Source organism: Flavobacterium sp. P21, from assembly GCF_050632225.1.
Lineage (GTDB): Bacteria > Bacteroidota > Bacteroidia > Flavobacteriales > Flavobacteriaceae > Flavobacterium.
Map to the genome: position 1 here is coordinate 3,582,078 of NZ_CP192585.1, position 21,005 is coordinate 3,603,082.

Here is a 21,005-nt window from a genome sequence, read left to right on the forward strand (position 1 = left end):
ATATTTTATTCTCTCGCAGATTGAGCAGATTAAGCAGATTTATATTTTTTTCATCTGCCCTTTTTCAACAAAAAGATCTATGTGTGAGAAACTAGTTTCTTTCTTTATTCTTTTCCAAATCAAAGAAAATCTATGTTTCTATGTGTTTATTCATTTAGATTCCTTCATAACTCAAAACTCATAATTCATAACTCATAACTTAATAAAACCCAATTCAAAAATGAAAACAAACATCGGAATTAAACAAGAAAACATCTCAGCAGTTGTTGAGGTATTAATTAAAATTCTTGCAGACGAATTTGTTCTTTATACCAAAACAAAAAGAGCACACTGGAATGTTGAAGGTCCAGATTTTTATAACAAACATCTTTTCTTTGAACAACAATATGATGCCATTGACGAAATTGTCGATACAGTTGCTGAAAGAATCCGATCTTTAGGGCATTATGCGCCTGCAACGTTAAAGGATTTCTTAGCATTGACACATCTTACAGAAGAATTAAAAGAGAAAAATGATGCCAATGGTTTTATTAAAGAATTGCTTTTGGATCATGAAAGCATCATAATCTATTTGCGTGAAAACATCAACAGTATTGCCAATGAACTTCAAGATGCAGGTACAAGTGATTTTATCACAGGACTTGTTGAAAATCATGAAAAAATGGCTTGGATGCTTCGTGCACATTTGAACTAAAAACTATGGAACTACAACAAAAAAACATTTGGTACGTAACCCTGCTTCTCACCATGATTGCAGGGTATTGCGATACCGTGACTTTTGTCGCCGCCGATTCAATTTTTTCTGCGCACGTTACAGGAAACTTTATTGTTTTTGCTTACCAAATCATCAAAGGATATGACATTCATGCATGGGTAAAATTATTGACATTTCCTGTGTTCATAATTGCTGTAATTGCCGGTGGAAGAATCGCTTTAAAAGCGACCAATCGATATACGATTTTGTTTTGGGAAGGCGTAATATTGGTTTTAAGTGGTATTGGAGCCTATCTTTTTGGCTACTTTGACAATACTTCAGAATGGGCAATTTATTCTGTCGCAATGGCAACTGTATTTGCAATGGGACTTCAGAATGCTTTTGGAAAGCTTTACGCCAAAGAAACGCATGGACCAACAACTATGATGACCGGAAATGTAACCCAAGCTTCTCTAGATCTGGGAAACTTGCTAAAAAATGGACTTAAAGATGCTGAGGTTTTATTAAGCTTTAAAAAGCAATTAGTCACTATAATTGGATTTTTGATTGGATGTTTTATGGGAGCAGTTGCAGGTAAGTTTTTCGGATTGGGGACCTTAATTCTTCCTGGAACTGCAATGATTATTTGTTACTGGTATCATCGCGAAGTGCGATAAACATAGAATTTTTGGATTGCAAATTGCAGATTGCTGATAATAATAGTACCTTTAAAAAATGAATTTTATCCGTTGTATTATTGCCAAAAACCACATAAAAATTTTATGTGCATTTTTTTTGTTTTTTTCAGCATATTTAAACGCTCAGACACAATTAAAAAAGAATCCTAAAGAACTAAAAACAAGAATTGCTGAAGCAGATAATGATCGCCAAAAAGTTGATTTACTATTGCTTTTAAGTGCTTATTATCTAAACAAAGATCACGAATACAAGGCAGATCTCGATCAAGCCGATAGTATAAACTTACAAGCAAAACGATTAGGTACTCAATTAAACTATAAATCTGGGATTGGAAAATCAATTCTTCTTAACGCTCAGATTAATAGAGAAAAAGGAGATTCTGAAAAAGGCTTAAAAAAGCAAAAGAAGCGCCGCAATATTCCAAACAAAACTATTTAACAGAACTTCAGGCAGATGCTTACTTAGAACTTTCTATGTATGGCGAATCTCTAGATGAGAGAATTAAATACAAAGAAATGGCGATTCCGCTATTGATAAAATTAGGCGCAAAAGCTAAGCAGGCGGGTGTTTTAAAAGAAACCGGTGAATTATATCTTATGAATGAAAATGAGGAAAAAGGTATAGCACTTTTAAAAGAATCGCTTCTTTTGTATCAATCGATAAAATTTCCTCATTTACAAGGTGTCTATAATCTACTTTCTGACGGTTATACCCATACAGGAAATTTTGCCGAGGCTTTGAAGTATGCACTTTTAGCAGAAAAAACAGCCTTAGCGGTACGTGATAGTTCACTACAGCTAAGTGCGATTTACAATCATGTTGGAATGGCGTATCTCAATCTTCAAAAGAAAAATAATGCGGCGGAATATTTTTATAAGGGTCTGGTAATAGCCAAAAAGCATAAAGATACAGATTACGTCAGGACAATTGGCGATAATCTTTGTTCAACATTTATTTTGCAAAAAAAGGAAATGATGCACTCCAACTTTTAAAAGAAATGCAGGCAAATTATCCTTCTTATGATGAGGAGAGGCTGATAAAAGAAAATTACCTTTTTCTTGGTATTTACCGAGTGCTAAATAATAATGAAAAAGCCACAGTATACTATAAAAAATTGGTAGCCTATTATGGCAAAAATGCCGAAAAAAAGCCGAAAACAGATTGCCGATTCTGAGAAGTTTTGTCCGTTATCATTATCAGTTAAAAAACTATAATGAGTTATATCCATTACTTCATCGCTTAGATTCGCTTGCAACAACAGCAAAAAATACGATAATGCTATCGGATAATTATCTTATCTGGTTTAAAGCAGATTCTTCAAGAGGAAAATACCTGGATGCCATAAAACATTATCAGCTTTATAAAAACATTTTAGATACTATTTACAAAGGTGAGACGAGCAAACAAATCAACAATCTTCAAGTACAATATGAAAGCAATAAAAAGGATAAAAATATTGAATTACTAACGCAACAAGCCAAAGTACAGCAAATTCAAATTCAGAAAGACAATGTTGTAAAATATGTCTTTATTGGAAGTGTTTTGGTCTTAATTCTCATTCTAGGACTTTTATACAATAGTTTCAGAGTTAAAAAGAAAAAGAATGAAGAATTAGAAATGCGACGTCAGCAAATCAACGAGCAAAATGAGCTCAATAAAAAAATGCTGATTGAAAAAGAATGGCTTCTGAAAGAAATTCATCATCGTGTTAAAAATAATCTTCAGATTGTAATTAGCTTATTAAATACTCAATCTGCTTATTTGGATAATGAAGATGCATTACTCGCCATTCAAAACAGCCAGCATAGAATGCATGCCATGTCATTGATTCATCAAAAATTATATCAATCTGATAATCTTTCAAATATCGATATGTCTTGGTATATTTATGAATTAATCAATTACATGAAAGAATGTTATGATACAGACGGAAAAATCAATTTTGTTTTAGAAATAAAAAATACCTGTCTTGATGTTGCACAAGCTGTTCCTCTTGGATTAATTACAAATGAAGCCATCAGTAATGCAATCAAATATGCTTTTCCTTTAGAGCGAAAAGGTGAAATTCTCATTTCGTTAAAAAAGATTGGACAAAATGATTATGAACTCATTATTGCAGATAATGGCATTGGTCTTCCTAAAAATTTCAACTATGCTGAAAGAGATTCACTTGGTATGAGTTTGATGACCGGCTTAAGCTCACAAATAGACGGAATTTTTGAAATGAAAAATGATAACGGATTAAAAATCAAGGTTACATTTACAAGAAATAATGAATTTGAAACTGTTGTTGAAGATTCTGAAATTACAGCAATACTACAATGAAAGAGAAAATTTTAATTGTTGAAGATGAATTCATTGTTGCAAATGATTTAAAAATCATGTTGCAAAAAGCGGGTTATCAAGTTGTAGGGATTGCTTCTTCTGTTGCTCAGGCCAAAAAGTTTATAGAAGAAAAACAGCCAGATTGGGTACTGCTTGATATTATACTCAAAGGCGCTCTGACAGGAATAGATTTAGCGTGGGAACTTCGCAAAATAAATTTGCCTTTCGTTTACATTTCTGCAAATACGAATCAGACTACGCTAGAAGCGGTGAAAGCAACAAATCCGTATGGTTTTCTAGTGAAACCATTTCGCGAAAAAGATTTAGTTGTAATGCTGGATATTGCAAAATATAAATATAATGAAGAAATTGGAACTTTAGCTTCAATTGATAACGAAGGCGTAAATAATGAAATTTCAGAAATCATTGGCAAAAGTCCGCTTTTACAAGATGTTATAGAGAAAATAAAACTTGTTGCACCAGCTGAGACTTCTGTGTTGATTTTGGGCGAAAGCGGTACAGGAAAAGAAAGAGTGGCACATTCGATACACAATTTGTCGTCGCACAAATCAAATTCCATTGTAATTGTAAATTGCGCCACTTTAACACCATCCTTGATTGAATCTGAGCTTTTTGGGCATGAAAAAGGTGCTTTTACTGGAGCCAATTCTTTGAGAATTGGTAAATTTGAACAAGTCGCAAACAGCACTATTTTTCTCGATGAAATTGGAGAACTTCCCTTAGACTCTCAAGTAAAATTATTGCGCGTATTACAAGAAAAAGAAATTCAAAGACTTGGAAGCAATAAAACCATCAAAATCAATGTTCGTGTTGTAGCGGCAACCAATAGAATTTTAGAAAAAGAAGTTGCCGAAGGACGTTTTAGACTTGATTTGTATTATCGTTTGAATGTTTTTCCGATACAATTGCCAACGCTGAAAGATCGAAAGGAAGATATTGAAGCACTTGCAAATCATTTTCTAAAAAAATATGCCACACTCACTAGAAAGAATGTAAAAAGTATAAGTCCGAATGCTTTAGAAGAATTAAACAATTATGATTGGCCGGGAAACATTCGTGAATTAGAGCATTTAATCGAAAGAAATGTGTTGTTGGCTAAAACTAATGAAATCGAAAAATTTGATCTTCCTATAAAAACTTCCGTTGCTGTGGAACAAATTCCAGGGAAAATAAAATCAATGGAAGAAATGGAAAAAGAACATATAATGAATGCTCTCTTTTTGTGTGAAGGAAAAGTTTCTGGCGCTGGAGGTGCCGCAGAGCTATTAAAAATGCAACCGCAGACTTTATTTTCTAAAATGAAAAAATTAGGTATAAAACAAGGATATAATTAAAAATATGGAAACAATAAAACTAGAATTAGACGAGAAAAAGCACGGTGCTTTTAATCTTTATGTTGACGGAAAAAAATTAGGCGAAATGACCGTTAGCATCAAACCCGATTTATTGACAGTTTATCATACTGGAGTCGAACCAGAAGGTGAAGGAAAAGGTTATGCAAAAAAACTTTTAGAAGAAATGGTGGCATATGTTCGTGCCAATAATTTAAAAGTTTTGCCACTTTGTCCTTACGTGCACGCGCAATTCAAAAGACATCCAGACGAGTATGAAGATATTTGGAAAAAGTAAAGACGAAAGATGCAAGACAAAAGATTTGTAAAAATCTGATTAATCTATAAGAAAATGAAATGAGCTTGAATTATTAAAACAAGCTATATCTTTATGCAAAACAAAAAACTATGTTTCTATAGGTTTAAAACAGACATAGATGAAAATAAAAGATAAAAAACTATGAACACAGAAATATTAACTGACGGCGTACCTTTAAACGAAGCTAAAAAAGCATTGGTCATGATTCACGGACGTGGCGCTGGAGCTCACGATATCTTGTCTATTGCAAAACATCTTAAAGTGGATGATTTTGCATTGGTAGCGCCTCAGGCAGAAAATAGAACTTGGTATCCCTATTCTTTTTTAGCACCTCTTGATCAAAACGAACCTTCGTTTTCAAAATCATTAGAAGCCATTCATCAAGTTGTTGTAGCCATTCAGCAAAACGGAATTGAAAAAGAAAACATTTACTTTTTAGGTTTCTCGCAAGGAGCCTGTCTTGCTTTAGAATTCACCACTAGAAATGCTTGCAAAATATGGCGGCATCGTAGCATTTACTGGCGGACTGATTGGCGACCAAGTTTATGAAAATCATTATACTGGAAACTTCGAAAACACTCCTGTTTTTATAGGAACAAGCGATCCCGATTTTCATGTTCCTGTAGAAAGAGTAAATGAGACTGAAGCTTTGATGGAAAAAATGGGAGCAGATGTTACTAAAAAAATCTATCCAAATATGGGACATACTATTAGCCAGGATGAGGTAGATTGTGCAAACGCATTGATTTTCAATAAAAAATAATGATTACGATTACTCGTGTTTACAGTGACTCCAACGGCGAAAGTCATTTTGAAGTTTTTGAAGTTCCGTTGAAGAACAATGGCGACATTGGTTTTTTATCTGATGACGAGCCTGTCAAATCGATCGTTTTCAGAGAAGTCAGTCCTTCTTATGATTACGATTTTCATAATGCTCCAGACCGTCAATATATTGTTTTATTGGATGGCGGCGTAGAAATCGAAACTTCATTAGGTGAAAAGAGAACATTCCCAACTGGTTCAATATTATTGGTAGAAGACACTACAGGAAAAGGTCACAAAACAAAAAATATTGAGCCTAGACTGAGGAAGTCAATTTTTATAAAATTATAATGTCATTCTCACTCTAAAAAATGCTCTCTTTTAATTCCTATTTTTTGCATTCTGGAAGCAAGAGTTGTTGGCGGAAGTCCTAATAATTTGGTCGCGCCTTGTGGGCCCGAAATTCTTCCGTTACATTTTTTAATCACTTTTAAAATGTGCTCCTTCTCTACTTCCTGCAATGTTTTAGTATGTAATGTCGTTTCAGAAAAACTCAATTCTGATTTAAAAATTTCAGGAAAAACCATTTCTTTAATGACATCGTCCTTAGCAAACAAAACATTTCTTTCAATCATATTTTCCAATTCGCGCACATTTCCTTGCCAAGGATTTGCTCTCATATTATTAAGCACTTTTTTGGTAAAACCCTTTATATTTTTACCTGCTCGTTGTGCGTATTTTGCCAAGAAAAATTAGCTAAAACTTCAATATCTTCTTTACGCTCTCGGAGGGCCGGCAATAGAATTGGATAAACATTTAAACGATAATACAAATCACTTCTAAATCTTTGTTCTGAAACTTCCTTTTCTAGTGATCTATTGGTTGCCGCAATTACTCTTGCATTTACTTTTATACTTTTGTTTCCGCCAACACGTTCAATTTCTTTTTCTTGCAAAACACGTAAAAGCTTTCCTTGCAATTCTAAAGGCAACTCTCCTATTTCATCTAAAAAAATGGTGCTGTTTTCTGCTTCTTCAAATTTGCCTATTCTTTGCTGTGTCGCTCCAGTAAAAGCCCCTTTTTCATGTCCAAATAATTCGCTTTCAATTAAATTTTCTGGAATCGATGCACAATTGACTTTAATCATTTTGTTGTTGGCGCCCTGCGATAAATCGTGAATTGCTCTTGCAACCAATTCTTTCCCGGTTCCTGTTTCCCCAAAAATGAGAACTGTTGAAGGAGAAGATGCTACTTGCGAAATCAATCTGTTCACGTTTTGTATGGCATCGCTGTTTCCAATAATTCCATTAAACCCTAGATTTTGTGTCGCAATAGTTGCTTCCAAATTTTGAGAAGCGTTTCTTTTCAATGTTGTCAATTCAAGCTTAATTCTTTCGCATTCTTCCGTCAAGCTAATATTTCGAATAGTAATAGATAATTGTGTCAGAATTCCTCTTAAAATACGATTAGATTCTTTACTGAAAGTATTGCCCTTTTTGAAGAAAAGAAAAAGAACATTTCGGTTTCCTTTATTATACGGAAGAGCAATCCCTACTCCATTTTTAAAACCTTTTCTATAAACTCCCTGAATATAATCTGGATGTTTTTGATTTTCGGTTAAATTAAAAACAACCAAGTCTGCAGAATTCAAACAACAGTCAAAAAATCCATCATTTAAAATATACTTTTTTGTTTCTTCGATTTTATTCGAAGATTGATAAAAGAGTTGATATTCTGTTTCCTCTTCATTTGACGAAATCAAAATAAAATCATCAAACTGAAAATTGTCTTTTAAAACATTTTCAACAATAGCATTAAATTCTATTTTATTCGAAACTTGAGAAAGTGATGCGCAGATAGCTAAAATGAGTTTTTGTTCTTTTTCTCTTTCCTGCATTCGGTTTTTTAGGATTGCAGTTTGATCTATCGGCTTTTCCATAATGGTATTTCGGTGGTATTTCTTGGCGGTAAAAAAGTAAATTTAAGAAATAGTCTTAATTAAATAACCATCGATTTTCTAAATATACAGTTCACATTCCGTAAAATCACGATATATCGTGTAATCTTAAAACGAACTTTATTTAAAAATCCTTGAATACTAAGACATTAATTCGAGTGGAATGTTATTTGGTTATCGTTTAAAAGTTTCAAAAATGCTTCTACTTCATTTCTTAATCTAGGTTAATCGATGCAGAAGCATAACCGACGTAAATTTGTATAAGAAAATCAAACAACAATTTAATATAAAAATACCATGGAAAATAAAATTTTAGGCTTACACCATATTACTGCTATTGCAGGTGACGCTAAACGCAACTTTAACTTTTATTCAAACATTTTAGGATTGAGATTCATCAAAAAAACAGTGAATTTTGACGATCCAGGAACATACCATTTTTACTTTGGTGACGAAGTGGGAAGTGCAGGAACGATCTTGACTTTTTCCCTTGGGGAGAAGGAATCCAACAAGGACGAAAAGGTTCTGGAATGGCAACTGAAATTGGATATTCTGTTCCAAAAGGAAGCTTGGATTTCTGGCAAAAACGTTTTGAAAAATATAACGTAATTTACAATAAACCGGCTGAAAAATTCGGAGAGAAATATTTGACTTTTTTAGATCCAGACGGATTGAAATTAGAATTAATCGAATCTAAAACCGAAGACAACAGAAAAGCTTGGGAAACTGACGAAGTAAAAGCAGATGTGGCAACAAAAGGTTTCCATAACATTACCTTGACTTTAAACGACATCAAACCAACTGTCGCGGTATTAACAGAAATATTTGGTTATAAATTAATTGACCAAGATGTAAACCGTTACCGTTATGCAACAGATGCTGTTGAAAATGTCGCAATCGTAGATTTAGTAGAATTAGCTGATGAAAAACGTGGTTTAAACGCCAACGGAACTGTTCACCACGTAGCTTTCCGTGTGCCAAATGATGAAATTTTGATGAAATTCAGAGAAAAAATCGAAGATTACGGATTACAGATTACGCCACAAATCGACAGACAATATTTCCACTCTTTATATTTCAGAGAACCAGGCGGTGTTTTATTCGAAATCGCTACCGATAATCCTGGATTTACTGTAGATGAAAGCTTAGAAGAATTAGGCAAAAACCTAAAACTTCCTGCACAATATGAGTCTCAAAGAGAAGCGATTGAAGCTCATTTGGTTAAAATAAATTAATTCGCTTAATAAATTGGGTTTAACCCGAATATCACAACTATTTTTTTGAAAAAGCTGTCCTGATTGGGATGGCTTTTTTTGTTTTTAGCAAATTTAATCGGATTTCGATTGTGCGTAAGTAAATTCTTTTATATTTGGATAATTATAAAAAATGATTTTTATCAGACAAAGCTAACCAAACTAAGTCTGATAAATCTAGTTTCATCAGACTTATATATAAGTTATGTGTAATGCTTTAACAAATGTGCAATATAGAACCTACTTTTATCGAAAAATATTTACCAATTATTATAACTATAATTGGAAATATAATCTTTTATCTTTGGACAAGTAAATCTATTGAAAAAAGTAAAATTGCTTATGGAGGTCTTTTTAAAGAAAAAGTTGACATCTATAGAGATTTACTAAAAAAACTTATACAATAAAAAAAGAGTTGTATAGATTTCAATATTTAGGCGGCGTAGAAGAAGGAAAAGAACTGATGCTGAAAATAAATGAATACATTGAGTTCTATACTATAAATCAACCTTTTTTGTCAGATGATATGATATCAGATTTAGATAAAATTCGCGCTGAATTTCAAGAAGTTTTTGAAAAATTTTATAAACATATAGCAGTTAAAAATTCTGATAACTTAAATGAATTCTTCGAAGCCTCAAATAAATTAAAAATCAATAAACCTTTTGAAGATATTGAAAAGAAAATAATTGCAGAAATGCGAAAAGATCTAAAAGTAAAAAAGTTTTAAACTCAATAGCGCTACACATCACAGCGGTTTAGCACAATAGCTACTTTTGTCGTAAACAACAACTTTCGATTCGCCGCTAGAAAATCTTATCTTAGCAAGAAATAAACGTTTCACACAGTCGCTACTGCGCGAAGTTGCGGCACGTTCCACTAACCCGATCGCGCAGATCTATCACCGCAACGATAGCGCGGATTTGTAATCCGTGCCCGCAAAGATTGGAGAGTATTATTTGTAATTATAAAAAAGTACATTTATTGTGTAACTTGTGCTTTAGTGATTTGTTTTGTGTCTTACTGTTGCGGGCACAGATTACAAATCTGCGCTAACGAACGGTAAATAAAAAAACGTAAATTTTGTTTTTATAATTTGCTTTGTGTCTTACTGTTGCGGGCACGGATTGCAAATCCGCGCGATCGGATTAAGTGATTAAAAATCCTAAATAAAAAACAATGAAATACCTAGTAATCATTTTAATGCTTGTTACATCTTGTCAATCGCATAAAGAGCAATTGAAAACCAAAAAAATGATTTACCTGAGTCTGAACCTGTAGAGCTAACAATTGCAGGTGATAATGAAGTGTTTTCACATTCCAATAGCGCTGTAACAATGTCTGTTCCTCCTGAAAATCTTCGAGGACTGAAAGTTTACAAAACCATTTCAGAGGCGATGAAATCTCCAACAGAAGTTCAAATTTTAGATTTGTCTTCTCAATCTTTGACAAAAATACCTGAGGAAGTCAAACTTTTTACTAACCTTAAATCACTAAATCTAGCATTTAATGACATTACAGAAATACCCGAATGGATTTCAACATTTGATAGCTTAATAGAATTAAACGTGATGTTTAATGAAGTTCCCTCAATTCCTTCGTCTATTACAAAAATGAAAAATCTAACACATCTGAAATTAGAGATGAACAAACTTGCGGAGCTTCCGCAAGATATAGGCAAACTTAATAACCTAATAGTTTTTGAGTGTGCAAATAACAAAATAAAAGAACTTCCGAGTACTATTGGCGACCTAAAAAACTTATATAGTTTGCAAATCTCCAGTAACGAACTTACTTCACTGCCTGTTACAATAGGAAATTGTTCTGGCTTGGTATATTTAAGCTTTTCTTACAATAAAATTTCAGAATTGCCAACATCAATTGGAAATTTAAAAAAACTGACTTGGCTGTATTTTGATAAAAATTTGATTTCTAAATTACCCGCAAGCATTGTTGATTTAACAAGTTTGACCTACTTTGGTCTTGATAGCAATAAAATAGAAGAACTGCCCGATAATTTTGGAAAACTACCTAATTTATATGGCTTAGCAATGGACGACAACAATCTTACAACCTTACCCGAATCATTCTTTAATATGAAGTCTTTGGGCGATATTCATTTTAAAAACAACATGCTTAACACTCAAGTTAAAAATAGATTAAAACGAAAATTTAAAGACATACCTTTATATTTATAAATATCATATAGAAAATGGCAGACGCTTACAGGCATTAACCTAGATTACAAATTATAATCGTAAATTTATAGTTCTAAAGTATGATTTTTTAGTTTAAATAAATAGACTTAGAACTGATTTACAAACTTCAAAAAACAAAGAAGCCATGCAAAAATTACAATTTAAAAAAGAGATAAATGCATCAGCTCAAAAAGTATATGAAACGATGCTCGGCTTAAAGGACAAAGCCACTTATGAATATTGGACGGCCACCTTCAACCCTACTTCTACTTACGAAGGCAGTTGGGACAAAGGAAGCAAAATCCTTTTTGTTGGAACAGATGAAAACGGCAAAAGAGGCGGAATGGTATCGGAAATTGCAGAACATAAACCTGCTGATTTTGTTTCCATTCGTCATTACGGTTTTTTAGATGGAGACACTGAAGTAACCACAGGCGAACAAGTAGAAAAATGGGCTGGCGGACATGAAAATTATACTTTTCAGGAAAATAACGGCATTACAACCGTAACTGTAGAAATGGATGTTATTGATGACTATTTGGATTATTTCAATAGTATGTATCCAAAGGCAATGGATAAATTAAAAGAAGTTTCAGAAAAATAAAAAACTCATTTGATTTTATATCAAACACATAAAATAATTGTAAAAGCTGTCAAAAATCTGGGCGGCTTTTTTTATTAAAATCCGCTGGCATATTTATTGAAAACAATACTGACTATTAACTAATTAAATCTTTAATCATGAAAATTACCTATTACGGACATTCCTGTTTCTCGGTTTATGCCAATGGAAAACATATTCTTTTTGATCCCTTTATTACTCCAAATGAATTAGCAAAAGATGTTGATGTAGATGCCATAAAAGCTGATTATATTTTCATTTCGCATGCACATTATGATCATATTCTAGACGTAGAAAGAATTGCAAAAAACACTGGAGCAAAAGTGCTCGGGAATTTTGAAATCTATAACTGGCTTTTAAAAAACGGAATCGAAAACGCGCATCCTATCAATCCAGGCGGAAAATTTGATTTTGATTTCGGAACTGTAAAATGCGTGATTGCACAACATCCAAGCAGTTTTATGGATGGCTCTTATGGCGGTATTGCCTGCGGATTTGTGCTTACAACTTCTGACGGAAACTTCTATTATAGTGGCGATACCGCACTTACTCTAGATATGCAGATTATTCCAAAATTCACTAAACTTGACTTTGCCGTTTTCCCTATTGGCGACGGACTCACAATGGGAATTGAAGAAGCTATTGAAGCTTCAAAACTTGTGGGCGTGATTAAAGTTTTAGGTGTTCATTACGACACTTTTGGGTTCATTGTTATGGATCATCAAAAAGCATTGGATGCATTCAAAAATGCTAATCTTCAACTTTATTTGCCAAAAATAAATACTACAATCGATATTTAATTTAGAGCATTTTTCTCTGTTATATTTCGCTAAAAAAGTTTTTTTAGCGAAATATCATTTATGTTTTTTTATTAAAAAAAACCGTTTCTAAAAAATATTCAAAAATTGCATTTTATTTTTCTCCCGCAGATTTTCAGCGCAAAGCATATTGTAGAGACGCAATGTTGCACAGTATCTACAATACGTTACACGCACTGCAGTGCGTCTCTACGGAATATTTGGAATGATAAAAATAAAAACTTTGCGCCTTTGTTAGCAATTTTTCCTCTCGCTGATTTCGCAGATTTTGCAGATTTTGCAGATTTTTTAATACGAGGCTTAATAAATTAAAACTTTGCGCCTTTGCGTCTTTTCGAGCAAATTATCTCTCGCAGATTTTAACACAAAGCATATCGTAGAGGCGCACTGCTGTGCGTCTACGCAACGAAAATCCACAATACTTTAGACGCACTGCAGTGCGTCTCTAAGGAATATTGGAACGGTAATAAATCGTTATAAAAAAAGGAATAGTAGCTGAAACTATTCCTTTTAACACATACTATTTTTTATAGAATTTCAATCCTATGCGTGAATGAAATTCTAAATCTATTATGTGTATTTTATAAAGTTAATGATTTGTTTTGAAGTCAATTCTGGATATTGATGTTGCGGCGCGTGTCCAGTACCAGAATGAACAACGAGTTGGGCATTAGTCATTTGATTGAAAAATGAATACCAATTTTCTACTGCAAAACTAATATCGTGATCGCCACAAATAATCAAAATTGGCGTTTTCGTTTTTTTAATTTGTTCTCTAAAATTTAAAACATCTTCTCTAAAACTATCGCCTCCGCCAAAATACAACTGAAAAACATCCATTGTTGATGGAATTTTTTCAACTTCAATTCTTTTATGAATCCTGTCATGTGAAGCTTTAGGCGCCAATCGGCTAGACTCTGATTTTGGCTCAAAAAACAAAACAATTTCGTCTTCAAAATCATTTAAAGGTTTTAAGGTCGCATCATAAAACGCCTGCTCAATTGGAACCAAATTTGTTCCCGGCGGATTTGTACCCACTAAAACCGCATGCGTAACAAGATTAGGATATAATAAAGTTGCCGCTTGTGCTACCAATCCGCCGTAAGACCATCCTAAAACCGCAATTGAATCCAATTTCAAAAAATCGGCAAGGTCTTTAATATCCTTGGCAACAATTGTCAAATCGGGCGCTAAACTGCCTGTAGAAGAACCAATTCCTGAATAATCAAATACAATAACATTGAACTTTTTTGCCATCAATGCCACAAATAACGGATCCCAAGTATCGAGAGTTCCTCTAAAACGGTTTACAAAAAATATCGCTTTCCCTTTTCCGTAAGAACGGTAAGCAATTTTACGATCGCCGAGATCGGCAAAACGTGTTTCTGCATCATAAATTTTTTTCATAATTATAATTTAAAAATTGCAATCATTTTTTTGAATTGAGGCAGGCAAAGATTAAACCAAAACACAAAACACTTAAAAATAAAGCACTTACAAATTACCATAACATTTCAAATTATGATATTTCAATAATTTAAACTCCTTTTTAACGATATATAATAATTCTAAAAATTCTCTTTTGCACAAATGCTTTTATAATCAATACTTTACAAAAAAGGCATTCCTTTTGTTTTTGAAAACCAAATTTGTCTTGCTTTCTTGAATCAATCTTAACGATGTGAGCCTATGTACTTATCTAACAAAAAAACGATTATGTTTATTACGGGGGCGTTTGTTAGTCATTCTTGTTGGGAAGAATGGATTGTTTTTTTGAAAGCAAAGGATATAAAACTGTTGCACCGCCTTGGCCGTACAAAAATGAAACATCAGAAACTTTAAGACAAACGAATTCAAACCCCAAAATCGCCAATCTTCGACTGACCGAATTGGTTGATTATTATGCTGAAATTATTGAAAAACTGCCAGAAAAACCAATTTTGATTGGTCATTCCTATGGCGGACTTTTAACACAATTATTGGTTCAGAAAGAATTGGTTTCTGTTGGAGTTTGTATGCATGCCATTCCTCCAGCAGAAATAGTTTATTTCCGTTTTTCCTTTTATAAAACAATTTGGAGCACTGTTTCTTTTTTTGCTTCTGCAGATAAAACGTATTTGATGCCTTTCAAAAAATGGCAATATTATTTTGCCAATGAAATGTCATTCGAAGAACAAAAAGAAACGTATGAAAAATTAGCAATTCCAGAATCCAAATTAGTTCTAAGAGATATTTTATCTCAAGACTTCAAAAATAGATTTCACAAAAAAACATTGCCCTTTGTTATTTGTTTCTGGTTCCAAAGATCACTTTATCGTGACTTCAATTCAGCATTCAAATTTTAAAAAATACAACAATGTCCATTCGATAAGTTGTTACAAAGAATTTCCTGAAAGCAATCATCTTGTTTTAAAACAGGAAAATTGGAAAACTGTCGCTGAATTTATTGCGAATTGGCTTAAAAAAATTGCTTAACTGATTTCTCTCTTAATTTCCAATTTCTTTATTTTCGAATTCAGCGTTGACGGATGAATATCTAAAATCTCTGTCGCGCCACCAGCTCCAGAAATTTTTCCGTTGCATTTTTTAAGAATATAAAGGATATAATCGCGCTCATTTTCTAGAATCGTTTTGATAGAAAATGATTCAGAAGTTTGTTCCGGATGCATTTTTGCAGACATCGAAAGTTCAATTTCTTTGATTGTATTTCCTTCTGTCAGCAAAATGGCACGCCGCATTACGTGTTCTAGTTCTCTAATGTTTCCTGGCCAATTGTAATTTATGATTTGTCGCAACGCAAAATCAGAAATAATTGGAGCTTTGCGACCCAGTTTCTCACTATATACTTTTATGAAATGATTTGCCAAATCTGGAATATCTTCTTTTCTTTTTTGAGCGAAGGAACAAGAATCGGGAAAACGTGCAAACGATAATACAAATCCATTCTAAATCTTCCCGCCGCAACTTCTTCTTCAAGATTTTTATTAGTTGCGGCAATAATTCGAACATCAATTTTTAAAGATGACGATCCACCAACGCGCTCAATTTCTCTTTCCTGCAAAACACGCAATAATTTCACTTGAAGCTCTAACGACATCTCTCCTATTTCATCTAGAAAAACAGTGCCACCCTCTGCGAGTTCAAATTTGCCAATTCTGCGGTCTAAAGCACCTGTAAAAGCACCTTTTTCATGTCCAAAAAGCAATGATTCAGCAAGATTTTCGGGAATAGCGCCACAATTAATTACAACAAATGGTTTGTCTTTTCTTGGAGATAAAGCATGAATGCTTTGCGCAATTTTTTCTTTTCCTGTACCACTTTCGCCTAAAACCAAAACAGAAGTATCAGACGGAGCCACTTTTCGGATATAATTGAAAACAGAAATCATTTGTGAGCTGTTGCCAATAATTCCTTCAAAACCTTCTGTTGTTTTTGTGTTTTTCGTTTGTTTAATTTCAGTTTTTTGAGTTGTTGAACTGAAATCTTGTTTCGAATAAATTTTATTGATAAACTGAGAGAAAGTATGTTCAAGAGAATTCAAGAGTTTTAAATTTTCTTGAGAATACACGTTTAAATTCCTGCTGTAAAAAGTAAAATGATAACACTGAATTGAAGCGACCGAAATAGGAAAAACCAAATACGATTTAATTCTGAAACTATGAGCAATAAGAGCTTTTATTGGTGCTTCCTGAAGATTATTGATTAACGATTCTTCACTATAAATAATCGGGTTTTTATCCTTTTTCGATTTATTGTAGGTTTCATTCAATTCTTTTTCAGAAACTGCCGCAATTTGTGAAAGCTTTTTGGAATCAATAATTTGATACAAATCTATATTTTTTCGAATAATTCCGAGATTGTCATAGTTATTAGCCGTTACAAATCCCGTTTCTAAATAATCGAAAGGAATATACGTTTGAACTATTTTGCCGAACGCCAGCAATGCTTCTTCTCTTTTTAAATCTGAATTTATAATTTCTGTAATTTCTTTTTGGAGCTGAAACTGTTGCATCAACTGGGTTTCCAAACTATATTGCTGGCGATAAAATGCAATTTCCAAAGTCGTGAGAACGTCTTGATCGCGAAAAGGTTTTACAATAAATCCGTAGGGTTGTGTCATTTTAGCCTGATCCAGAATGCTTTTGCTAGAGTTGGCCGAAATAAATATAAAGCCAATATATTTTTCTTTAAGAAAATACGCTAGTTCAATGCCGCTTCTGCTTCCTTTCAGCATAATATCCAAGAAAACCAGATCAGGTTTTTCGATCTCAATTTGCTCCAAAGCCTGATCCACCGAACGTGCAATTCCGGTCACTTCATAATTAGCCTTTTCGAGAATCAACTGTAAATCATGTGCTTCAATAAATTGATCTTCTACAATTAAAATCTTCCTTTTAAAATTAGATTCGGGCGAATTTTGAACGTGACCAGAAGCTATTTCCATTTTTGTGGTATTTTTAGTGTTATTACAAATCTAAAACATTGAGATAAAATTACTTAATTAATCGAAGTAAATTAACTTTTTTGTCAAATAAAAATCATGAAAAAGACTTTTAATGTGAATTTTCTTGATATTTTTTCAAGCAATCAGTTGCGTTTATTTCTATATTTGTTTAACCAAAAACCTAAAAATAAATCCTTTATGAAATTTCGTTTTACTTTCTTTCTGATTTTAGTAAATGTTTTCCTCTCTTCAGCTCAATCCCCATCTGTTTCAAATTATGACTTGAAGAAAAAAGACTGCTGATCCAATATTGCGCCATGTACTTGTACAATGCTAATCAGGGCACAATTGATGCCGACAGTTCTGTTGTATTAGCCTGTAAAGCATATAAACTTCCACTTTCACTTGCTTACGACGAAGGCTTTAATAATGGAGAAAATCTAATTGGAAATGAGCTAATTAATAAAGGAAATATTGATTCGGCTAAAAGGCTTTTGGCAAAAACAAAAGATGAAGATCGCATCAAACTTCTATATCAACTTTCTAATTATTATCTTTTTAAGCCCGGCTCAAAACCAGACGATCTTCAAAATGCCAAAACATTTATAGATCAATCTATTGCCGAATCAAATAATCTAAAAATCAAAAAATGGCAACATGAGAGTTTATTATTACTTGGGAAATTTTATTATCAAGCGAATAATCAAGCCGAAGGAAATAAATGCTTTTTGAAAGTCATTGAAGAATGCAGAAAGCAAAATGATCAATTAGGTCTTGCTCGGGCTCTGGATGCGTATGGGACACTTTTATTCAATTTAGATCCTCAGAAAGAAAAAATACTGCAAGAAGCAATTTCAATTTATGCTTCATTAAAAATGGAGGAAAAAAGAATCGAGAACTACGCAAAAATTACTACTATTTATTTTTGGGGCGGAAAAATAAATGAAGCGAAAAAAAGGCTTTATCAAAATCTTATAGATCTACGAAAAATTAATTTTACACATCAGCAATTTACGGAGACCACTCTTGCCTTTATTGCCATAAATCAACGTGATCTTAAAGTTGCACTTTATTATGCTTTAAAAAGTGTAAAAAGAATGGAAGCAGAAAAGGATTTCACTCTTGGCGATGTTTACTATATGCGCCTTGGCGACGTTTATAATTTACTTGGTCACACCGAAGAAGCATTAGGAATGTATGATAAAAGCATTGAAATTGGTCAAAATACCTTAAACAGTGGAGCCTGGTACAAAAGTTTTTTTGGTGCAATTGCGGCTTTATCCGAAAAAGGAAAAAATAAGGAAGCCATTGATCATGTCAATATCATGACTGCAAAATATCCTCCTAATAATACCTTTGACAAAATGTGTATCGCCTATATTAAAGCGAATTGTTATGAAAAATTAAAAGATTATACAAAAGCTGAGAAATATTTCAAGGAAATGGATTTTTATGCCAAACAGTTGAAAGGCGACGAAACCGCAAGAGAAATTATTCATCAATATATTTTTATGAGTTTGTTTTATGCGAACCAAAACAAGTTAAAAGAAGCCCGATTTTATGCTGATAAGGTTATGGAACTTCGCAAGACTTATAGAAAAGATTACAATTCAGAAGGTTTTCAGGTATTATTGTTCCGCTTGGATTCTCTTGATGGAAACTACAAAGGAGCTTTAAAACACTTTCAAAACTTTAAACTTGTAAGCGATTCCATGTTTAGGAGCAAGAAAAACAAAGAAATAGAAGAACTTAAAATTGCTTACGAAACTGAAAATAAAGAACAAAAAATCAAACAATTAGATAAAGAAACCGATTTGCAGGAAACAGCATTAAAAAAATCAAAACTACTAAATACAGTTTCCATATCAAGTTTGGTTTTATTGGTCCTAATAATTGCGTTATTATACAATAGTTATCGCTTGAAGCAAAAAAACAATGCCGAATTAGAACTAAAGGAAAAAGAAATCAATCAGAAAAACATCAATCTTAGACATTTGCTTGATGAGAAAGAATGGCTTTTGAAAGAAATTCATCATCGTGTTAAGAATAATCTACAAACGGTAATCAGTCTGCTCAATTCTCAATCGGCATATTTAGAGAATGATATGGCGCTTTCGGCAATCAAAAACAGCCAGCATCGTATTCATTCGATGTCATTGATCCATCAGAAATTGTATAATTCTGAGAATATTTCGACCATCAATATGCCTAATTACATCAAAGAATTGGTCGAATATTTACGTGAATCTTTTTCACTTGGACAACGAATTCGTTTTGAATTGAAAATCGATCCATTGGAATTAGATGTTGCGCAGGCAGTTCCTCTTGGATTAATTTTGAATGAGTCGATTACCAATTCAATAAAATATGCTTTTCCAGATGATAAAAGCGGCATGATTTACGTGACTTTGGTGGCTTCTTCTGAAAACAAATACCTGCTGACAATTGCCGACAACGGAATTGGTTTTGATGCAAATATAAGCGCCAAAAAAATCAATTCATTCGGATTAAGCTTGATAAAAGGCTTAAGCGACGATTTGGAGGCTAATTTCTCTATGGAAAATAAAAATGGAACGATACTTAAAATCGAATTTTCGAAAGAATTTCCAATTAATGAAAAAAGAAGATAATTTGATAGCGAAATCTCACTAATCTAAATCTGTTTAGCGAAATATAGTGCTTTTAAATCCTAAAAAAGCATGCAAACCTATTGTTTGTTGATGCTTTATTGCATGGCATGTAAATTGGTTTCTTAGAATCGTAAAATTCTAAAACCACTTATTATGAAAAAATCAATACTGCTATTAATTATTTTGTATCTAAGTTTTAGCGAAGCAAAAGCCTGCGACAAATGTGTTGCATACAACAACAGTGATTTTAAAATAAAATCGGCAACAATTACGCACAAAGCCGATTTAGGCTTGACAGTTTGGGATATTAAAGTTGAAGGAACCGCAGGAAAAACTATGCCCAAACCAGTTGGTCAATTAAATGGTGCTCCTGTTCTGGCGTATGTTTTTCCAACCACTTTAAAATCTTCTGATATTGGTTTTGGCCAAGCCGAAGGAATTGTAGCACTTGCTCTAACCTCACATCCAGATTTTGAAGACACTCCATTGTGGGATGAAAATCTCGATGGAAATTATCTAAACGATGGCTTGGTTTGGCATGCGCATTGGGTTTTACTAGTTGAAGACAAACGTGTTGCCGGAGGACTTTCGGTGAGAGAATTTACAAAAGGAGATCCAAAGGTCGTTTTGCCACCAACAAATCCAGGAATGGCAATGTATATGGATAGCCCAGGTTTTAATATTGTAACGAAAGGAAATTCGATAAAAGTGATTGTACCAAATTCTAGGATCAACAACAAAACCGATTTCAAATTTGATGCTGTTAGTTGTTATATGGAAGTTAGCACGGGCGCCGGTGGCTCGCATGATTCTCAAGGAGCAAAACCTATGCTTGGTGTTTACAAAGTTTATACCGTTGCGAGTGGAAATCTTTCCTTGCCATACTCTGTAAAGTAAAATTTTAGCATTCTAAAAATAGCCACAACAATTGA

General features: G+C 33.2%; 24 protein-coding genes. 19 read left to right on the forward strand and 5 right to left on the reverse strand.

Annotated elements, in window-relative coordinates; genetic code table 11:
* Positions 1-220: 220 nt before the first annotated feature.
* From ACQ9BO_RS17965 to ACQ9BO_RS18010, 10 genes are all read left to right on the forward strand, one after another.
* On the forward strand, positions 221-694 hold the full coding sequence (locus tag ACQ9BO_RS17965; protein ID WP_431241840.1) for a Dps family protein: 474 nt from the start codon (positions 221-223) through the stop codon (positions 692-694).
* 5 nt (positions 695-699) lie between these two features.
* Positions 700-1,371, forward strand: a complete 672-nt coding sequence (locus ACQ9BO_RS17970; RefSeq protein WP_431241841.1) for a YoaK family protein — start codon at positions 700-702, stop codon at positions 1,369-1,371.
* Positions 1,372-1,429: 58 nt separating this feature from the next.
* Positions 1,430-1,831: a hypothetical protein gene (locus ACQ9BO_RS17975; protein WP_431241842.1), complete on the forward strand. Its 402-nt coding sequence runs from the start codon at positions 1,430-1,432 to the stop codon at positions 1,829-1,831.
* A 35-nt stretch (positions 1,832-1,866) separates the two neighbouring features.
* Complete coding sequence (locus ACQ9BO_RS17980) at positions 1,867-2,385, forward strand: tetratricopeptide repeat protein (RefSeq protein ID WP_431241843.1); 519 nt, start codon at positions 1,867-1,869, stop codon at positions 2,383-2,385.
* A 283-nt stretch (positions 2,386-2,668) separates the two neighbouring features.
* The gene (locus ACQ9BO_RS17985; RefSeq protein WP_431241844.1) at positions 2,669-3,718 is read left to right on the forward strand and encodes a sensor histidine kinase; all 1,050 of its coding nucleotides are present in this window, start codon (positions 2,669-2,671) and stop codon (positions 3,716-3,718) included.
* Positions 3,715-5,073, forward strand: a complete 1,359-nt coding sequence (locus ACQ9BO_RS17990; protein WP_431241845.1) for a sigma-54-dependent transcriptional regulator — start codon at positions 3,715-3,717, stop codon at positions 5,071-5,073. Before ACQ9BO_RS17985 ends, ACQ9BO_RS17990 begins: the two co-directional genes overlap by 4 nt.
* Before the next feature lie 4 nt (positions 5,074-5,077).
* Positions 5,078-5,368, forward strand: coding sequence for a GNAT family N-acetyltransferase (locus ACQ9BO_RS17995; protein WP_431241846.1), 291 nt, complete (start codon positions 5,078-5,080; stop codon positions 5,366-5,368).
* Positions 5,369-5,530: 162 nt separating this feature from the next.
* A complete protein-coding gene (locus ACQ9BO_RS18000; RefSeq protein ID WP_431241847.1) occupies positions 5,531-5,938 on the forward strand; it encodes an alpha/beta hydrolase in 408 nt (135 codons plus the stop codon).
* Complete coding sequence (locus ACQ9BO_RS18005) at positions 5,874-6,152, forward strand: alpha/beta hydrolase (RefSeq protein WP_431241848.1); 279 nt, start codon at positions 5,874-5,876, stop codon at positions 6,150-6,152. The genes ACQ9BO_RS18000 and ACQ9BO_RS18005 overlap by 65 nt, the downstream gene beginning before the upstream one ends.
* Entirely contained in the window at positions 6,152-6,502 is a 351-nt protein-coding gene (locus tag ACQ9BO_RS18010; RefSeq protein ID WP_431241849.1) for a hypothetical protein, read from the forward strand. The genes ACQ9BO_RS18005 and ACQ9BO_RS18010 overlap by 1 nt, the downstream gene beginning before the upstream one ends.
* Positions 6,503-6,510: 8 nt before the next feature.
* Here the strand turns inward: ACQ9BO_RS18010 and ACQ9BO_RS18015 are convergent, their stop codons facing one another.
* The gene (locus ACQ9BO_RS18015) at positions 6,511-6,831 is read right to left on the reverse strand and encodes a helix-turn-helix domain-containing protein (protein ID WP_431241850.1); all 321 of its coding nucleotides are present in this window, start codon (positions 6,829-6,831) and stop codon (positions 6,511-6,513) included.
* 29 nt (positions 6,832-6,860) lie between these two features.
* Positions 6,861-8,090 carry a sigma 54-interacting transcriptional regulator gene (locus tag ACQ9BO_RS18020; protein ID WP_431241851.1) on the reverse strand — a complete coding sequence of 410 codons (1,230 nt, stop codon included), beginning with the start codon at positions 8,088-8,090 and terminating at the stop codon, positions 6,861-6,863.
* 315 nt (positions 8,091-8,405) lie between these two features.
* On the opposite strand from ACQ9BO_RS18020, the gene ACQ9BO_RS18025 reads away from it, so the two are divergent.
* From ACQ9BO_RS18025 to ACQ9BO_RS18050, 6 genes are all read left to right on the forward strand, one after another.
* Positions 8,406-8,717: a VOC family protein gene (locus ACQ9BO_RS18025; protein ID WP_431241852.1), complete on the forward strand. Its 312-nt coding sequence runs from the start codon at positions 8,406-8,408 to the stop codon at positions 8,715-8,717.
* Positions 8,639-9,343: a ring-cleaving dioxygenase gene (locus ACQ9BO_RS18030; protein WP_431241853.1), complete on the forward strand. Its 705-nt coding sequence runs from the start codon at positions 8,639-8,641 to the stop codon at positions 9,341-9,343. The genes ACQ9BO_RS18025 and ACQ9BO_RS18030 overlap by 79 nt, the downstream gene beginning before the upstream one ends.
* 433 nt (positions 9,344-9,776) lie before the next feature.
* On the forward strand, positions 9,777-10,091 hold the full coding sequence (locus tag ACQ9BO_RS18035) for a hypothetical protein (RefSeq protein ID WP_431241854.1): 315 nt from the start codon (positions 9,777-9,779) through the stop codon (positions 10,089-10,091).
* Between the two features lie 607 nt (positions 10,092-10,698).
* Positions 10,699-11,559, forward strand: coding sequence for a leucine-rich repeat domain-containing protein (locus ACQ9BO_RS18040; protein WP_431241855.1), 861 nt, complete (start codon positions 10,699-10,701; stop codon positions 11,557-11,559).
* Positions 11,560-11,704: 145 nt separating this feature from the next.
* Entirely contained in the window at positions 11,705-12,163 is a 459-nt protein-coding gene (locus ACQ9BO_RS18045; RefSeq protein ID WP_431241856.1) for an SRPBCC family protein, read from the forward strand.
* 137 nt (positions 12,164-12,300) lie between these two features.
* Positions 12,301-12,981 carry a metal-dependent hydrolase gene (locus ACQ9BO_RS18050; protein ID WP_431241857.1) on the forward strand — a complete coding sequence of 227 codons (681 nt, stop codon included), beginning with the start codon at positions 12,301-12,303 and terminating at the stop codon, positions 12,979-12,981.
* Positions 12,982-13,569: 588 nt separating this feature from the next.
* Here the strand turns inward: ACQ9BO_RS18050 and ACQ9BO_RS18055 are convergent.
* On the reverse strand, positions 13,570-14,406 hold the full coding sequence (locus ACQ9BO_RS18055; RefSeq protein ID WP_431241858.1) for an alpha/beta fold hydrolase: 837 nt from the start codon (positions 14,404-14,406) through the stop codon (positions 13,570-13,572).
* Between the two features lie 353 nt (positions 14,407-14,759).
* On the opposite strand from ACQ9BO_RS18055, the gene ACQ9BO_RS18060 reads away from it, so the two are divergent.
* Positions 14,760-15,344 carry an alpha/beta fold hydrolase gene (locus tag ACQ9BO_RS18060; protein WP_431241859.1) on the forward strand — a complete coding sequence of 195 codons (585 nt, stop codon included), beginning with the start codon at positions 14,760-14,762 and terminating at the stop codon, positions 15,342-15,344.
* A gap of 126 nt (positions 15,345-15,470) precedes the next feature.
* Here ACQ9BO_RS18060 and ACQ9BO_RS18065 read toward each other — a convergent pair whose 3' ends face one another.
* Positions 15,471-15,866 (reverse strand): hypothetical protein, encoded by a 396-nt coding sequence (locus tag ACQ9BO_RS18065; RefSeq protein WP_431241860.1) that lies wholly within the window; start codon positions 15,864-15,866, stop codon positions 15,471-15,473.
* Complete coding sequence (locus tag ACQ9BO_RS18070) at positions 15,848-17,443, reverse strand: sigma 54-interacting transcriptional regulator (RefSeq protein ID WP_431241861.1); 1,596 nt, start codon at positions 17,441-17,443, stop codon at positions 15,848-15,850. Before ACQ9BO_RS18070 ends, ACQ9BO_RS18065 begins: the two co-directional genes overlap by 19 nt.
* A gap of 317 nt (positions 17,444-17,760) precedes the next feature.
* Between ACQ9BO_RS18070 and ACQ9BO_RS18075 the strand changes: the two genes are divergently transcribed.
* Complete coding sequence (locus tag ACQ9BO_RS18075) at positions 17,761-20,073, forward strand: histidine kinase dimerization/phosphoacceptor domain -containing protein (protein ID WP_431241862.1); 2,313 nt, start codon at positions 17,761-17,763, stop codon at positions 20,071-20,073.
* A 153-nt stretch (positions 20,074-20,226) separates the two neighbouring features.
* Positions 20,227-20,970 (forward strand): hypothetical protein, encoded by a 744-nt coding sequence (locus ACQ9BO_RS18080; protein ID WP_431241863.1) that lies wholly within the window; start codon positions 20,227-20,229, stop codon positions 20,968-20,970.
* Positions 20,971-21,005: the final 35 nt, after the last annotated feature.

What these genes read in the sequence shown, in the direction of transcription:
- ACQ9BO_RS17990 (WP_431241845.1), top strand. Translation starts at nt 3,715, where the DNA reads ATGAAAGAGAAAATTTTAATTGTTGAAGATGAATTCATTGTTGCAAAT.
- ACQ9BO_RS18055 (WP_431241858.1), bottom strand. Translation starts at nt 14,406, where the DNA reads ATGAAAAAAATTTATGATGCAGAAACACGTTTTGCCGATCTCGGCGAT.
- ACQ9BO_RS18015 (WP_431241850.1), bottom strand. Translation starts at nt 6,831, where the DNA reads ATGAGAGCAAATCCTTGGCAAGGAAATGTGCGCGAATTGGAAAATATG.
- ACQ9BO_RS18005 (WP_431241848.1), top strand. Translation starts at nt 5,874, where the DNA reads ATGCTTGCAAAATATGGCGGCATCGTAGCATTTACTGGCGGACTGATT.
- ACQ9BO_RS18000 (WP_431241847.1), top strand. Translation starts at nt 5,531, where the DNA reads ATGAACACAGAAATATTAACTGACGGCGTACCTTTAAACGAAGCTAAA.
- ACQ9BO_RS18020 (WP_431241851.1), bottom strand. Translation starts at nt 8,090, where the DNA reads ATGGAAAAGCCGATAGATCAAACTGCAATCCTAAAAAACCGAATGCAG.
- ACQ9BO_RS17985 (WP_431241844.1), top strand. Translation starts at nt 2,669, where the DNA reads ATGCTATCGGATAATTATCTTATCTGGTTTAAAGCAGATTCTTCAAGA.
- ACQ9BO_RS17975 (WP_431241842.1), top strand. Translation starts at nt 1,430, where the DNA reads ATGAATTTTATCCGTTGTATTATTGCCAAAAACCACATAAAAATTTTA.
- ACQ9BO_RS18050 (WP_431241857.1), top strand. Translation starts at nt 12,301, where the DNA reads ATGAAAATTACCTATTACGGACATTCCTGTTTCTCGGTTTATGCCAAT.
- ACQ9BO_RS18075 (WP_431241862.1), top strand. Translation starts at nt 17,761, where the DNA reads ATGTACTTGTACAATGCTAATCAGGGCACAATTGATGCCGACAGTTCT.
- ACQ9BO_RS18010 (WP_431241849.1), top strand. Translation starts at nt 6,152, where the DNA reads ATGATTACGATTACTCGTGTTTACAGTGACTCCAACGGCGAAAGTCAT.
- ACQ9BO_RS18045 (WP_431241856.1), top strand. Translation starts at nt 11,705, where the DNA reads ATGCAAAAATTACAATTTAAAAAAGAGATAAATGCATCAGCTCAAAAA.
- ACQ9BO_RS17980 (WP_431241843.1), top strand. Translation starts at nt 1,867, where the DNA reads ATGTATGGCGAATCTCTAGATGAGAGAATTAAATACAAAGAAATGGCG.
- ACQ9BO_RS18040 (WP_431241855.1), top strand. Translation starts at nt 10,699, where the DNA reads ATGTCTGTTCCTCCTGAAAATCTTCGAGGACTGAAAGTTTACAAAACC.
- ACQ9BO_RS18060 (WP_431241859.1), top strand. Translation starts at nt 14,760, where the DNA reads ATGGATTGTTTTTTTGAAAGCAAAGGATATAAAACTGTTGCACCGCCT.
- ACQ9BO_RS18070 (WP_431241861.1), bottom strand. Translation starts at nt 17,443, where the DNA reads ATGGAAATAGCTTCTGGTCACGTTCAAAATTCGCCCGAATCTAATTTT.
- ACQ9BO_RS18080 (WP_431241863.1), top strand. Translation starts at nt 20,227, where the DNA reads ATGAAAAAATCAATACTGCTATTAATTATTTTGTATCTAAGTTTTAGC.
- ACQ9BO_RS17965 (WP_431241840.1), top strand. Translation starts at nt 221, where the DNA reads ATGAAAACAAACATCGGAATTAAACAAGAAAACATCTCAGCAGTTGTT.
- ACQ9BO_RS17970 (WP_431241841.1), top strand. Translation starts at nt 700, where the DNA reads ATGGAACTACAACAAAAAAACATTTGGTACGTAACCCTGCTTCTCACC.
- ACQ9BO_RS17995 (WP_431241846.1), top strand. Translation starts at nt 5,078, where the DNA reads ATGGAAACAATAAAACTAGAATTAGACGAGAAAAAGCACGGTGCTTTT.
- ACQ9BO_RS18025 (WP_431241852.1), top strand. Translation starts at nt 8,406, where the DNA reads ATGGAAAATAAAATTTTAGGCTTACACCATATTACTGCTATTGCAGGT.
- ACQ9BO_RS18030 (WP_431241853.1), top strand. Translation starts at nt 8,639, where the DNA reads ATGGCAACTGAAATTGGATATTCTGTTCCAAAAGGAAGCTTGGATTTC.